The following is a 13,498-nucleotide window of genomic DNA, read 5'->3' as shown; positions in this document are numbered from 1 at the left end:
CCGCCGCCGGGTGTTCCTATCCTGAGGGGGCTTCACACGGTGGCCCGAGGCCACCGGTGTCGGACGTGTGTCAGTCGTACGGAGAAACGGGAGGTGTGACCGATGGCTGTCTCTGTGATGGGTGCTGCCCGCAACCAGAAGATCATCCACTCCACCTCCGTGGCCTCCGGCTGACCTTTCCCACCACAGCGCGCACACGCGTGCCGCCGGGGCCGCCCTTGTGAAGGGTTTCCCTTGAATCACCTCTCTTTCTCGGCTTCCTCCATCTCCCCGCACCCGCTCGCCCTGTACGGCTGGGACGAGGGCTGGGAAGCGGAGTTCGCCGTCCACGCCGAGCAGGGACTCCTGCCCGGCCGTGTCGTCCGGGTCGACCGAGGTCAGTGCGACGTCGTCACCCCGGCCGGTCTGCTGCGGGCCGACACCGCCTTCGTCACCCCCCACGACCCGCTGCGGGTGGTGTGCACGGGCGACTGGGTGGCCGTGGAACCCGCGGGCGACCCGCGGTACGTCCGCACCTGCCTGCCCCGCCGCAGTGCCTTCGTACGCTCCACCTCCTCCAAGCGCGCCGAGGGACAGATCCTCGCGGCCAACGTCGACCACGCGGTGGTCGCCGTCTCGCTCGCCGTGGAACTCGACCTCGGACGCGTCGAACGGTTCCTCGCGCTGGCCTGGGAGTCCGGGGCGCAACCGGTGGTCGTGCTCACCAAGGCCGACCTCGTGCCGGACGCCGCCACGCTGGCGCACCTCGTGCAGGACGTGGAGACCGTCGCGCCCGGCGTCGCCGTGCTGGCGGTCAGTTCCGCTCACGGTGAGGGCCTCGACGTCCTCGCCGCGGTGCTCTCCGGCGGGACCTCCGTCCTGCTCGGGCAGTCCGGCGCCGGCAAGTCGACCCTCGCCAACGCGCTGCTCGGCGAGAACGTGATGGACGTCCAGGCCATCCGCGACGTGGACGGCAAGGGACGGCACACCACCACCACCCGCAACCTCCTCGCCCTGCCCGGCGGCGGCGTCCTGATCGACACCCCCGGGCTGCGCGGCGTCGGCCTCTGGGACGCCGAGAGCGGGGTCGGGCAGGTCTTCGCCGAGATCGAGGCCCTCGCCGCCGACTGCCGCTTCCACGACTGCGCGCACATCGCCGAACCCGGCTGCGCGGTCCTCGGCGCGGTCGAGTCCGGTGAACTGCCCGAGCGGCGGCTCGACAGCTACCGCAAGCTGCTCCGCGAGAACCAGCGGATCGTCGCCAAGAGCGACGCGCGGGTGCGGGCCGAGATCCGGAAGGACTGGAAGCGCAAGCACGCCGAGGGCCGCGCGGCCATGGAGGCGAAGCGGGGTGGTCTGCGCTGACCGTCCCGGCGGGCGGCTGAGCGGGGCCCGTCGCGCGGCCCCGCCCGCCCGGCACGAGAGGGGGGAGGGGCCGCCTGGCGACTCCTCCTCGGCGGAGCGGGGCGGGCCCGGGTCCGGGTCCGGGCGGCTCGGACCCGGCTCAGTTCCCGACCACCACGCCCACCCACGCCCCCGCCACCAGCAGGCACGCGAAGAGTTCCGTCAGGACGCTCGACCCGCCCGCGCGCATCGCCGTGCGGGTGGCGGCCTTCGCGGCCCCGTGACGGCCCAGACGCAGCCGTTCGGAGAGGTAGATACCGCCGACGAAGCCGGGGATCGCGCCGAGCACCGGGAGCAGTACGAAGCCGAGGAAGGCGCCGGAGCCCGCGTACACGCCCATGCGGGGGGTGGCCCCGCTCTCGGTCAGGCGACGGGGCGGCAGGCCCCAGCGGACCGCCCAGGACGCCAGCAGTACGACGGTGGAGCCGACCAGCACCCACCAGGCGGCGGGCCGGGGGTCCTCCAGAGCCCACCACATGACCCCGGCCCACACCAGCCAGGACCCCGGCACGCCGGGCACCAGCACTCCGCACAGGCCGAGCAGCAGCACCACCGCGACCAGCAGGAGTTCCCACACTCCCATCTGCCCAGGGTGCAGGACCCCGCCCGAAAGCGCAGGTCAGGCAGGCCGGTCCCGGGCCACCACCGGGCCCGACGGCGAGGTCCCGCCCCGGCCGGCGACCGAGGGACACAGTCCCCATGGCGGAATCACAGGAGCATCCGGTACACGGGGGCCGACCGGGGCGGCATCGCCCGGCGGTCCCTCGGCGCCCCCGTCCCACCGGCCCCCTGACTCCCTTGCCTCGCACCGGAGTTCGACGGGTAGTCCGACACGCCGCGTGGTCGTCGGCTCCGCAGGCTGATTTTCCGGATGCCCCGTTTTCATACGGCTCCGGAGGTGGACAATCAAGGGCATGAGCCAGCAGGGGGAGAGGCCCACCGGTCACGAGGACGACTGGTGGCGGCAGTTGTACGACGACACCAACGGGGACACCGGCCCCTCGGTCGCGGCCGATTCCCTCGACGACCGCTTCGCCTCGGCGGCGGACACGGTCGGGGAGTCGCCGGAGACACCGGACGGCGCGCCGGACGTGCCGGACGTGTCGGGGACGCCAGGGGCGCCAGGGGCGACAGGTGCCGCTGGATCGCGGGGGACGTCGGGGGCGCCAGGGCCCTCGGGATCGCCGGAAGTCTCGGGATCGCCGGACCCGGCCGGTCCCGCGGACGCGCCGAGGGCCACGGGCGCGCGGGGTGCCTGGGGGGCCGTACCGGGCACCTCCGGTGCCTGGGCGGCCGTGCCGGGCACGTCGGCCGCGAGGAGCGCGTCCCGCGGCGGGTCCGACGGACGCCCGGGCGGGCCGGGCACCGACCCCGACACGACCAGGGGATCCACGGGCGTGGCCCCGCAGCCCACCGGCCGCACCCCGGTCCCGCACACGGACAGGGTGCCGCCCCAGAGCCGGTCGTCCGGGTCCCGGGGCGGGGAGGGCGGGAGCGATCAGGACGAGCACACGGTTCCCCTCGCACCCTCGTCCCCGCCCTCGCACCCCGGCGCCACCCCGAACCTCGGCCCCACGACGCCTCCCGACCGCACCCCTCCGCCTCCCGACCACGCGCCTGCGCCCCCGGTCCCGGACCACGCGCCCGCGCCTCCGGTCCCCTCCCATGCCCCTCCGCCCCCGGCTCCCACCCTGCCCCCCGACCGTGTGCCTCCTCCGGCGCCCCCCGCCCCCGCCCAGGACCCCCGTCGGCACGGCGGGCTCGTCTCGCGGCGTGCGCCCTGGGAGTCGCCGACGGCACAGCCGTCCGGGCCGGTGACCTTCCCGTCCGGGCCCACCCCGCCGGGCGTACGCACGGTCGCGCCCTGGCGGCGTGCGCCCGCGCAGCGGTCTCCGGGCGGAGCGTCCGCCGTGAGCCCGACGGCCGCCTCCCCGGCCGGACCGTCCGACGCCCGGCCCCCCACCCTCCAGGAGCAGGAGGTCATGCCGGTCACCGGGGGTCAGCGCGTCCGGGTCGACTACGTGGGGTCGGGGCCGCCCACCTACGACGCCGAGCCGACCACCTTGCCGCCGGCGGACCCGGAGGATCTCGGGGACCTGGTCGCGGACACGGTGCTGGACGGCGCGCGCTACGGGGCGTGCACCCTGCGTGCCGCGTCGCTGCGCGGCGATTCGGCGCGCTACCGGGGCGAGCCGCGACGCGACGCGCTCCTCACCGCCCGCTTCGGTCTCGGCGAACAGGCACTGGTCCTGGTGGCCATGGCGACCGGCGCCCGCGCCACACCGGGTGCGCACCGCGCGGCGGCGGAGGCGTGCCGGTGGATCGGGCGGGCCGTCGGGCTGAGCCACGCACGGCTGGTGGAGGACATCCGCGCGGCCCGGCGCGGTGACCTCAAGTCCGGGCTGCACCGGCTCACCGACCGCAGCCTCGGCAGACTGCGCGCCGGCGCGGTCGAACAGGGGCTCGACCCGGAGGAGTACACGGCGAGCCTGCGCTGCCTGCTGATCCCGGCCGATCCCCGGTGCCGTACCCGTGTGTTCTTCGGGGTGGGTGCCGGCGGGCTGTTCCGGCTGCGGGACGGGGAGTGGCAGGACATAGAGCCCCGGGTCGCCGACTCGGCCGGCGCGCCGGTGCTCGGCTTCGGCTCGCTGCCGCACGAGACCCCCGAGGGCGACCGCCTCACCATGGACCTCGGCATCACGACACCCCCGAGCCCGTACGAACCCGCTCCCGCGCCCCCCCGTGAACCCTTCCGCTTCCGGGCGTCCGTGGCCCGGGAGGAGGATGTCCTGCTCCTGTGCAGCAGCGGTCTGGCCGAACCCCTGCGGGGAGAGGCGCCGCTCGCCGATCATCTGGCCTCGCGCTGGGGGGCGGGCGAGCCACCCGGTCTCGCCGCCTTCCTCGCCGACGCCCAGGTCAGGGTCAAGGGTTACGCGGACGACCGTACGGCCGCCGCCGTGTGGGAGGCGTGACGGCCCACCCGCCCGCCGCACAAGGGGCGTCGATCGGCCGCGCCCCCTGCGGTGGTGGCCCGTTCCGGCGCAGGTTTCCGGCCAATCAACATCATCGAGCCGGGTGGCCGGTTCGGGCGGGGAGCGCGGTGTGCGGGAGGTGGCCGTCTCCCGGTGCGCGGCGGCCGGATCCGTGCCCCCGCATGGGCGGTTGCGTCGGTCCGCCGCCCCGGGCGCGCGGTGCCGGACGTGCGGCGGGGCCGGGTCCGGCGGACCGTGGACGGGTTTCGGGAGGGAACAAGCGCTCTCACGGCGCGTGACGGCTGGCTTGACCCTGTGCGTTTGAAAGCGTACGGAGGGTCGTTGACGATTCGACATGAGTGCCGCGATCCGGACGGGGCATGGATCCCCGTGTACGTGTTCGGAACAGGGGGGAATCGTCATCGGCGCGTGGGCGGGGGTCATGAAGAGGCAGGCACGAGGGAGCGGTCCCGTGGCGACAGGGGCCACCTCGGCAGAGACGGTGGAGGATGCGGTCGGCGACCCGATGGACAAGGCCGACGCCGAGCAGTTGGAGCGCACTCTGGGGCGGGCGGACCTGAAGGCCGTGCCCGAGGCCCGCAGGGCCCTGCGGGAACTGCTGCGGCAGTGGGGCCGGCCGGAACGATCGGAGATCGCGGAGCTGCTGACGAGCGAGCTGGTCACCAACGCACTCATCCACACCGACCACGACGCGGTGCTGACGGCGACGGTCTCACCGAGCGGACTCCACGTGGAGGTCCGGGACTTCGTGGGACGCAGGCCCAGACCGAGAGTGCCGAACGGCGACGAGAGCACCGGCGGACGCGGCCTCTTCCTCGTCCAGGCCCTCGCCGACGCCTGGGGAGTACGGCCCCACGGGGTGGGCAAGGCGGTGTGGTTCGACCTCGACGGCGGGCTGACGGCCCCCTCGACGTGAGCCGGGCGATGCCCGAAACGGGCGATCCCTGAACGATCGATGTCTGAACGGTCGATGCATGAACGGTCGATGCATGAAACGGACAGGGGCGCGGCTTCCTGCCGCGCCCCTGTCCGATGTGTGGCTCCTCGTTCGAGCCCTCGTTCGTGCTCAGCCGAACTGCTGCTCCAGGTCCTTGAGCTTGCGCTCCAGGGAGTCCAGTCGCGGCAGGGCCATGGTGTCGTCCTCGGCGGTGAGGTCGACGGTGAGTGACTTGTCAGCGTTGCGCACGGGCTGCAGGGACGGACGCGAGCGCACGGGCAGCTGCTCCGGCGTCGATATGGCAGGCTCCGAGGCCACCTGGGCCGCGGGTACACGCTCCACGGTGGTGTCCACCTGGCGCTGGCCGCCGCCACCGCCACCGCCGCCACGACCGGGCAGACCCCGGTGGCCGCGGCTGATCGCCTTGAGGTGGGCGCGCTCCAGACGCTCCTGCTCGCGCTTGCGCGACCGGTTCTCCTCCTTCATCCGCTTGTCCTCGCGCACCTCGTCCACGGCCTCGTCCAGGCTGCGCACGCCCTCCAGGAGCATCAGCGACCAGGCCCTGTACGTCTCGCGCGGGGCCCGCAGCCAGCGGACCACGCGGATCTGCGGCAGCGGGCGCGGCACGAGGCCCTGCTCGCGCAGCGCGGCCCGGCGGGTCTGCTTCAGCGCGCGGTCGAACAGCACCGCGGCGGACAGGGACATGCCGGCGAAGAACTGCGGGGCGCCGTCGTGGCCGAGACCCCGGGGCGCGTGCACCCAGTTGAACCAGGCCGCGGCGCCGGCGAACGTCCACACGAGTATCCGGGAGCCGAGGGCCGCGTCACCGTGGCTGGCCTCGCGCACCGCGAGCACCGAGCAGAACATGGCGGCGCCGTCCAGGCCGAACGGAACCAGGTACTGCCAGCCGTCAGTGAGACCGAGGTTCTGCTCACCGAAGCCGACCAGACCGCGGAAGGAGAGCGCGGCGGCGACCGCGGCACAGCAGAAGAGGAGGATGTAGGAGAAGAGACCGTAGAGGCTCTCCTTGCGCCTGCGACGCTCCTCGCTGCGTTCCCAGGAATCCTCGGTCTTCGCGTGCTCCCCGGAGCGCTTGCCGCGCGCGAGCACCGCAATCGCCGCCAGCATCCCCAGGAGCAGTACGGCGCCCGGAAGCAGCCAGTTCAGCGATATGTCGGTCAATCTCATCAGGGGTCCCTTGCATTGGGATAGGGCGTAACGCCCGCCATAGTGGCCCAATCCTCGCGGCCCTCAGAGGGTTTCGGGGCAAGAGACCGCCAAGGAAGTGCAATGAGTGACGCCAGGCGGCATTCTGCTCGAACTACCGCGCGAGGGACGGGAGTAGAGTGCGAGTGAGATTACCCGTTCGAGTGGTTCAACGGAAAGTTCCTGCGGCAAGTGAGGAACTTGTGAACTACCTGTAATCAAACGGGGGCCCACCCGGAGTTGATCTTACGGCACCTGCCGCGGGCGATCACCGGGGGGTCGCCCGGTGAGAAGCATCCCCGTCCCGTGAGGGTCCGTCAACTGGTGGAGGCGGCCGTCAGTTTGCCGAGGCGGTCCGCCTCGCAGGTGCGCGGGCAGGTGACGCAGGTGTCCTGCGGGGCCAGCGTGTAGAACATGCAGCAGCTCGCCCGGTCCCGGGTGGGCAGCGACTCGCCGCCGGGGCCGGTCAGTTCGCGGAAGCCGGCGGCGCCCACGTAGGGCCGCGTCGCACCCGGCAGCAGCAGTTCCAGCTCGCGCCGGCAGCGCTCCTGCTCGTCGGCGCCCAGGAGTTCGGAGACGTACCAGATCCCCTCGACGATCTCGTCGGTCGCCATGCCCCACAGCGCCCGCCCGCGCCGCCGCATCCGGGGACCGAAGCCGCCGAGTACCGGCTCTATGTGCTCGGCGAACGCCGCCCGCACCTCGGCCCGCAGCGCCTCCTCGTCCGGCACCACCCGTGCGCCCGGCTCGCCGGCCGCCGGATCGCCCGGCAGACAGACGAACGTGCCGCCGCGCACCGCCAGCCGGCTCTCCTCGCGGTGGAACGCCACCTCCCCGGCGGGGAACCGGGGCACCCGGCGCAGCAGGAACCAGGGGACGGTGAACAGGAGGCAGGCGTACCAGGCGTACCGGTGCAGCCCGAAGGCCGCCACCACGTCCGGGCGCCCCTCGCGGCCGTGGTCCCTGCGGATCTGCGCCTCGTCCCAGGCGAGGAAGGCGTCCAGCTCGGCTCCGGCCGCCGCGAGTCCGGCGGCGGACACCCACCCCTCGCCGTCGGGCAGCGGCTCCATGGGGGAGAGTTCTGTCACGCTCACCATCGGCAGGACCTCGGTCAGACGGGCGTACGCCGCCGTCAGCGGCGACGTACGGGAAGCCGGGGCCGGTGCCGGAGCTGAGAGGGGCATACGGGGACCACCGTTTCACCGTCGCTGCCAGGTAAGGCTTACCTTACCCGAGGTGGTCGAGGTTTGAACTGAGGGCATGTGCGCCTATGGTGCTTTACGACCGGTAACAACCCCAGTAGTGACCTAAGCGCCCCGATGTACCCCGGCGGGCCGCGCTGCTCGACCACTCGACACACGACTCGGCTCGCAGGAGGACCCGTGGAGCAGGCCGGACCGCGCTCGCGTCAGGCCACCCCGCGTGCACCGGAGGCCACCGCCGCGCGCCCCGCGTCGGCCTACCGCGTGCCCGTGCAGCCCGGCGTCGCGGACGTCGACCGGGAGCGGGGCATCGCGGCCGACGGCGGCGGACCGGCCGCGGTGCGCCGCGACACCGGCATCGTCGCCGACACGGTCCGTGGCGAGCACACCCACAGCGAGACCCCCATCCCGCTGCCGCGTACGCCCGGGCGCCCCGTCGTCCAGCGGGCCTCCGTGCGGGGGCAGATCCTCGACGCGCTGCGGGCCGCGCTCGCGGGCGGCGAGCTGACGCCGGGTGAGGTGTACTCGGCGCCCGCGCTGGGCGAGCGGTTCGGGGTCTCCGCGACCCCCGTGCGCGAGGCGATGCAGCAACTGGCCATCGAGGGCGCGGTCGAGGTCGTGCCCAACCGGGGGTTCCGCGTCGTACGGCGGGGCGCCCGGGAGCTGGCCGAGCTGGCCGAGGTGCGGGCGCTGCTGCAGGTGCCGGTGGTGCTGCGGCTCGCGCGCACGGTGCCGGCGGACCGCTGGGGCGAACTGCGGCCGCTCGCCGACGAGACGGCCCGCGCCGCGTCCTCCGGGTGCCGGGCCACGTACGGGGACGCGGACCGGGCCTTCCACCGGGGGGTGCTGGGGCTGGCCGGGAACGAGCAGCTTCTGCAGATCACGGACGATCTGCACCGGCGTACGCAACTCCCCCTGGGGGCCGGGCGTTCGGGTGAGGTCGGGAGCGGGGGCCGGGTCGAGTTGATGGCCGACGCGGCGGAGCACATCGCGCTGCTGGACGCGTTGGTGGCGGAGGATCTGGAAGCGGCGTGCTGTCTGGTGGAGAAGCACTTCGGGGTGGCGGGCTAGGCCGCGCCGGCGACCGCGGGCCCGGTGGGGGCTGGTCGCGCAGTTCCCCGCGCCCCTGAAAAGCAGGGGCTGCGCCCCATGCTTTTCAGGCCCGCAGGGCCGTTGGCTTTCAGGCCGCAGGGCCGTTTGGCCTTTCAGGCCCGCAGGGCCTGGGCCTTTGAGGGCGCGGGGAACTGCGCGATCAGCCCCCACCCAGCCGCACCCGACCACGCACCCCACCACCCCGAAACCGCCCCCGCCCCCTCAAGCCGTCGCGGCCGGCGGTGGCGCCAACTGCCGGGCCAGCCACGTCGGTACGCCGCCGAGCAGCCGGAACAACCGCCCCGCCTCCTCGCGGAGCCGGGACGCCTCCGGTTCGGACTCGGTCTCCGCGAGGGCGACGAGCGCCGGGGCGGTGCCGACCAGATAGCCCAACTCCTCCCGAATGCGCAGGGATTCGGCGAAGCCGTGCCGCGCCTCGGCCAGCTCGCCGTCCCGCAGGGCGAGCCCGGCGAGGTGACGCCAGGTGAAGGACTGCAGCAGCAGGTCCTCGTGGGCGGTGGCACCGGCGTGGGCCCGGCGGTAGGCCGCGCGGGCGGCCTGCGGGGAGCGGGCCAGGTTCTCGGCGAGGACGCCCCGCCGGAAGTCCAGCAGGGCCCGGCCGGGCGCCCCGGGAGCGATCAGGGCCGCCGCCCGGCCGAGCGCGGCCCGCGCCTCGTCGGCGCGGTCCCGGACCCGCAGCAGCGTGGCCGCGTACGCCAGTTGCCCCCGCTCGCAGGCCGCGGCGCCCCGCTCGTCGTCGGTGCGGGCCTGCGCCTCGGCCGTGCGCAGCGCGTCCTCGGCCTCCTCCCAGCCCTGCTCGGTGTAGAGGCAGCGTTCGACGAGCAGCGAGGTCCGCTGCAGCGCGGCCTGCGGGGTGTCGGGCTCGATCAGGGCTGCCGCGTCGACCCAGCACGCGCGTGAGCGCAGCCGCCATACCGCGGTCTGGAGTGGATCGTCACCGGCGGTCGTTCCGTTACCAGACATGGCGGTATGCGCCACGTTGCCCTCCCCGAGCACGCCCTTGAGCTTTGAGTGGTGGCCGCATCTCAGCACGGATTCCGGCGCCCGGCCAAGGGGGTGGGTGAAGGAATTCACAAAGTCATGGGGTGCGGACGGCGCACTTGGATCTTCGCCCACCACCCCATCGCCTCAGCTCATGCGCAGGGCCAGGAAGAAGTCCAGTTTGTCCTCCAGCCGGGAGAGGTCCCGTCCCGTCAACTGCTCGATGCGGCCCACCCGGTAGCGCAGCGTGTTGACGTGCAGGTGGAGCCGCGCGGCGCAGCGCGTCCAGGAGCCGTCGCACTCCAGGAACGCCTCCAGGGTGGGAATCAGCTCGGCGCGGTGCCGCCGGTCGTAGTCGCGCAGGGGGTCCAGCAGCCGGGCCGTGAAGGCGCGGCGCACGTCGTCGGGGACGAAGGGCAGCAGCAGCACGTGCGACGCCAGCTCCTGGTGGCCCGCCGCGCACACCCGGCCGGAGCGGGCCGCCGCCACCCGGCGGGCGTGCCGTGCCTCCTCCAGGGCGCCGCGCAGGCCCTCCGCCGAGTGCACGGCCGCGCTCACGCCGAGGGTGAGCCGTCCGTCGTCGTCGAGTCCGGCGGCCAGCGGGTCCCGTACGGCGGTGAGGAGCGTGTCGGCGTGGATGCCGGGTTCCGTGCCGTCGGGCCCCGAGGCGAGCGCGGGGAGCGGGACGAGGGCGACGGCCTCCTCACTCGTGTGGGCGACGGCGATACGGTCCGAGGGCTCGGACCCCGTCGCCAGGGGGTCGACGAGGATCTCCTCCAGCAGCGCCTGGGTGACCGGGCCGCCGTCGGCCCCGTCGCCGTCCCGGTCGAGGCGGGCCACGACGATCTGCCAGTGCGGGGCCGACCCGAGGCCGGGCAGCAGCACCGGCGCGGCCACCCGCAGCCGGGCCGCGATCTCGGCCGGGGCCGCCCCCGCCTGCACCAGCTCCAGGACCTCCTGCGCGAGCCGGCGCCGTACCGTACGCGCCGCGTCGCGCCGGTCGCGCTCGACCGCGATCAGCTGGGTGACGCCGTACAGCAGGTCGAGCCGCTCGGCCGGCCAGTCCCCGGCGTCGGCCTCGACCGCGAGGATCCACTCGGACAGCGCGGCCGCACGCTCGTCGCGTGCGGCGGCCCCGCCGGGGTCCGTGCCGCGGCCCGCGCCGCCGACCGGGAAGAGCGAGTACGTGGTGGTGCCGACGGCCACGCGGTGGGGTCCCCGGCGTCCCGTGCGGGTCGCCGCGAGGTGCTCGGCGGCCAGCCGCGCGCGCAGCTCCGCGGGCAGGGCGGGCCCGCCGTCCTCGGGGCCCGCGACGAGCCGGCCGGTGGGGGAGAGCACCCAGGCACGCAGGTCCAGGTCCGAGCCCAGCAGGTCCAGCACCACGTCCGGGCCGCCGCCCGCGGGGCCCGAGGTCATCATCCGGCGGTGCCGGTCCACCACCGCCGCCAGGTCCCCGGCGCGTTCGCCGGAGACCTGCCGTACGACGTGCTCGGTGATCGTCGCGAAGGCCACCGACTCGTGGACCGCGAAGAGCGGGAGCCGGTGCCGGGCGCAGGCCACGACGAGGTCCTCCGGAATGTCGCCCAGCTCGGCCTCCCCGGCCGCCAGCGCCGCCACCCCGGCGCCGGCCAGCAGCCGTACGAAGGGCTCGGAGTCGGCGGCGTCGCGGCGCCAGGCCAGGCCGGTGAGCACCAGCTCGCCGCCCGAGAGGTAGCGGCTGGGGTCCCTGAGGTCGGTGGTCATCACACCGCGCACGGTGCGGTCCAGCTCGTCCCCGCCGCCGAGCAGCCGCAGACCCAGCGCGTCGGTGTCCAGCAGTGCGCGCAGCCGCATTCTCGTCGCCGCCGTTCTTGTCTAGAAAACAACGTCCGGTTCGCCCGGGAAGCAGGTCCGGGGCTTCCGGAGGAGGGTGGTCGTGGAGGCCGGGAACCCCGCATGTGTGCGGGATGTTTCCAGCCGAAAACGCAGAGGTTGCTGACGGCCTACGTTCATACGAATCTACAAGATGCGCCCCTTGGCCAGCCAACTCCTTCATGTTTTCCGTGACTGACCGGGGCCCGGCGGGCGCTGTGTACTGAGACACACCACACGTGAACAGCCCACGGAAGAGCCGGGCCCGCCGCACACGATCTGGCTCAAAGAGAACGACACAGACGAATGAAGAGAGCCGGTCACATGGACTTCCTTCGCCCCGCCAGCTGGGAGGAGGCGCTCGCCGCGAAGGCCGAGCACCCCACCGCTGTGCCGATCGCCGGCGGCACTGACGTGATGGTCGAGATCAACTTCGACCACCGCCGGCCCACACACCTGCTCGACCTGAACCGGATCGGCGAACTCTCCGAGTGGGAGACCGGCGAGGACACGGTCCGCCTCGGCGCGTCCGTCCCCTACACCCGGATCATGGAGAACCTCCGTACCGAGCTGCCCGGCCTCGCCCTGGCCTCGCACACGGTCGCCTCCCCGCAGATCCGCAACCGCGGCGGCGTCGGCGGCAACCTCGGCACCGCCTCCCCGGCCGGCGACGCCCACCCGGCCCTCCTCGCGGCGGGCGCCCAGGTGGAGGCCGAGTCCGTACGCGGCACCCGGCTCATCCCCATCGACGACTTCTACACCGGCGTCAAGCGCAACGCCCTCGCCCCGGACGAGCTGATCCGCGCCGTCCACATCGACAGGGCGGACGGCCCCCAGCAGTACTCCAAGGTCGGCACCCGCAACGCCATGGTCATCGCCGTGTGCGCCTTCGGGCTCGCCCTCCACCCGTCCTCGCGGACCGTCCGGACCGGCATCGGCTCGGCCGCGCCGACCCCCGTCCGGGCCAGGGCCGCCGAGGAGTTCCTGAACGCGGCGCTCGACGAGGGCGGCTTCTGGGACAACGGCCGGATCATCACCCCGTCGGTCGCCAAGCAGTTCGCGGACCTGTGCGCCGGCGCGTGCAACCCGATCGACGACGTCCGCGGCACCGCGAGCTACCGCCGCCACGCGGTCGGCGTCATGGCCCGCCGCACGCTGATGTGGACCTGGGAGTCCTACCGCGGCACCGCCGCCACCGAGGGAGTTGCGTGATGCGCGTCCATTTCACGGTCAACGGCCGTCCCCAGGAAGCCGACGACGTGTGGGAGGGCGAGTCCCTGCTGTACGTGCTGCGGGAGCGCCTGGGCCTGCCCGGTTCCAAGAACGCCTGCGAGCAGGGCGAATGCGGTTCCTGCACCGTCCGGCTGGACGGTGTGCCGGTGTGTTCGTGCCTGGTCGCCGCAGGCCAGGTGGAGGGCCGTGAGGTCGTCACCGTCGAGGGGCTGGCGGACTTCGCCGAGCAGCGCGCCGCGCGCGGCGGTTGCGCGCCGGGCGCGTGCGGTACGTCCGGCGCGGACGGGACCTCGCTCGACTCGGCCCGGCGGTGGGCCGCCGGGGGCACCGACGCGCAGACCGGCGAGGGCACCGGCGTCTCTCCGCGCACGACCCTCTCTCCGATCCAGCAGGCGTTCATCGACGCCGGCGCCGTGCAGTGCGGTTTCTGCACGCCGGGCCTGCTCGTCGCCGCCGACGAGATGCTGGAGCGCACCCCGAACCCCAGCGACGCGGACATCCGCGAGGCGCTGTCGGGCAACCTGTGCCGCTGCACCGGCTACGAGAAGATCATGGACGCGGTCCGTCTGGCCGCCGCCCGGCAGTCCGAAGGGGTCTGA

General features: G+C 74.0%; 11 protein-coding genes. 6 read left to right on the top strand and 5 right to left on the bottom strand.

The features are described from left to right. Positions 1-234: 234 nt before the first annotated feature. Positions 235-1,344, top strand: coding sequence for a ribosome small subunit-dependent GTPase A (rsgA, locus tag SCAB_RS09155; protein WP_012999781.1), 1,110 nt, complete (start codon positions 235-237; stop codon positions 1,342-1,344). A gap of 139 nt (positions 1,345-1,483) precedes the next feature. On the opposite strand, the gene SCAB_RS09150 is transcribed toward rsgA, so the two are convergent. Next, a complete protein-coding gene (locus SCAB_RS09150) occupies positions 1,484-1,966 on the bottom strand; it encodes a DUF456 domain-containing protein (RefSeq protein ID WP_012999780.1) in 483 nt (160 codons plus the stop codon). A 331-nt stretch (positions 1,967-2,297) separates the two neighbouring features. Between SCAB_RS09150 and SCAB_RS43710 the strand changes: the two genes are divergently transcribed. Both SCAB_RS43710 and SCAB_RS09135 read left to right on the top strand, forming a co-directional pair. Continuing rightward, positions 2,298-4,355: a protein phosphatase 2C domain-containing protein gene (locus SCAB_RS43710; RefSeq protein ID WP_012999779.1), complete on the top strand. Its 2,058-nt coding sequence runs from the start codon at positions 2,298-2,300 to the stop codon at positions 4,353-4,355. A gap of 442 nt (positions 4,356-4,797) precedes the next feature. Continuing rightward, positions 4,798-5,292, top strand: a complete 495-nt coding sequence (locus SCAB_RS09135) for an ATP-binding protein (protein ID WP_046774269.1) — start codon at positions 4,798-4,800, stop codon at positions 5,290-5,292. A 150-nt stretch (positions 5,293-5,442) separates the two neighbouring features. On the opposite strand, the gene SCAB_RS09130 is transcribed toward SCAB_RS09135, so the two are convergent. Continuing rightward, the gene (locus SCAB_RS09130; RefSeq protein WP_012999777.1) at positions 5,443-6,501 is read right to left on the bottom strand and encodes a DUF2637 domain-containing protein; all 1,059 of its coding nucleotides are present in this window, start codon (positions 6,499-6,501) and stop codon (positions 5,443-5,445) included. 335 nt (positions 6,502-6,836) lie between these two features. Next, positions 6,837-7,703, bottom strand: coding sequence for a (2Fe-2S)-binding protein (locus SCAB_RS09125; RefSeq protein ID WP_049875672.1), 867 nt, complete (start codon positions 7,701-7,703; stop codon positions 6,837-6,839). Between the two features lie 198 nt (positions 7,704-7,901). On the opposite strand from SCAB_RS09125, the gene SCAB_RS09120 reads away from it, so the two are divergent. Next, a complete protein-coding gene (locus SCAB_RS09120) occupies positions 7,902-8,792 on the top strand; it encodes a GntR family transcriptional regulator (RefSeq protein ID WP_041668986.1) in 891 nt (296 codons plus the stop codon). 243 nt (positions 8,793-9,035) lie between these two features. On the opposite strand, the gene SCAB_RS09115 is transcribed toward SCAB_RS09120, so the two are convergent. Together SCAB_RS09115 and SCAB_RS09110 are read right to left on the bottom strand one after the other, a co-directional pair. Beyond that, the gene (locus tag SCAB_RS09115; RefSeq protein ID WP_037724290.1) at positions 9,036-9,812 is read right to left on the bottom strand and encodes a hypothetical protein; all 777 of its coding nucleotides are present in this window, start codon (positions 9,810-9,812) and stop codon (positions 9,036-9,038) included. A gap of 150 nt (positions 9,813-9,962) precedes the next feature. Next, positions 9,963-11,648: a PucR family transcriptional regulator gene (locus SCAB_RS09110; RefSeq protein WP_012999773.1), complete on the bottom strand. Its 1,686-nt coding sequence runs from the start codon at positions 11,646-11,648 to the stop codon at positions 9,963-9,965. A 342-nt stretch (positions 11,649-11,990) separates the two neighbouring features. Between SCAB_RS09110 and SCAB_RS09105 the strand changes: the two genes are divergently transcribed. Further along, on the top strand, positions 11,991-12,878 hold the full coding sequence (locus SCAB_RS09105; RefSeq protein WP_012999772.1) for an FAD binding domain-containing protein: 888 nt from the start codon (positions 11,991-11,993) through the stop codon (positions 12,876-12,878). Then, positions 12,878-13,498, top strand: a complete 621-nt coding sequence (locus tag SCAB_RS09100) for a (2Fe-2S)-binding protein (RefSeq protein ID WP_037724181.1) — start codon at positions 12,878-12,880, stop codon at positions 13,496-13,498. The genes SCAB_RS09105 and SCAB_RS09100 overlap by 1 nt, the downstream gene beginning before the upstream one ends.

Source organism: Streptomyces scabiei 87.22, assembly GCF_000091305.1.
In the GTDB taxonomy this organism is placed as follows: domain Bacteria; phylum Actinomycetota; class Actinomycetes; order Streptomycetales; family Streptomycetaceae; genus Streptomyces; species Streptomyces scabiei.
This window is presented reverse-complemented; position numbering and strand designations above follow the sequence as displayed.

Excerpts from the sequence above, each read along its gene's own strand:
- SCAB_RS09150 (WP_012999780.1), bottom strand. The coding sequence starts at position 1,966 with ATGGGAGTGTGGGAACTCCTGCTGGTCGCGGTGGTGCTGCTGCTCGGC.
- SCAB_RS43710 (WP_012999779.1), top strand. The coding sequence starts at position 2,298 with ATGAGCCAGCAGGGGGAGAGGCCCACCGGTCACGAGGACGACTGGTGG.
- SCAB_RS09135 (WP_046774269.1), top strand. The coding sequence starts at position 4,798 with ATGAAGAGGCAGGCACGAGGGAGCGGTCCCGTGGCGACAGGGGCCACC.
- SCAB_RS09130 (WP_012999777.1), bottom strand. The coding sequence starts at position 6,501 with ATGAGATTGACCGACATATCGCTGAACTGGCTGCTTCCGGGCGCCGTA.
- SCAB_RS09125 (WP_049875672.1), bottom strand. The coding sequence starts at position 7,703 with ATGCCCCTCTCAGCTCCGGCACCGGCCCCGGCTTCCCGTACGTCGCCG.
- SCAB_RS09110 (WP_012999773.1), bottom strand. The coding sequence starts at position 11,648 with ATGCGGCTGCGCGCACTGCTGGACACCGACGCGCTGGGTCTGCGGCTG.
- SCAB_RS09105 (WP_012999772.1), top strand. The coding sequence starts at position 11,991 with ATGGACTTCCTTCGCCCCGCCAGCTGGGAGGAGGCGCTCGCCGCGAAG.
- SCAB_RS09100 (WP_037724181.1), top strand. The coding sequence starts at position 12,878 with ATGCGCGTCCATTTCACGGTCAACGGCCGTCCCCAGGAAGCCGACGAC.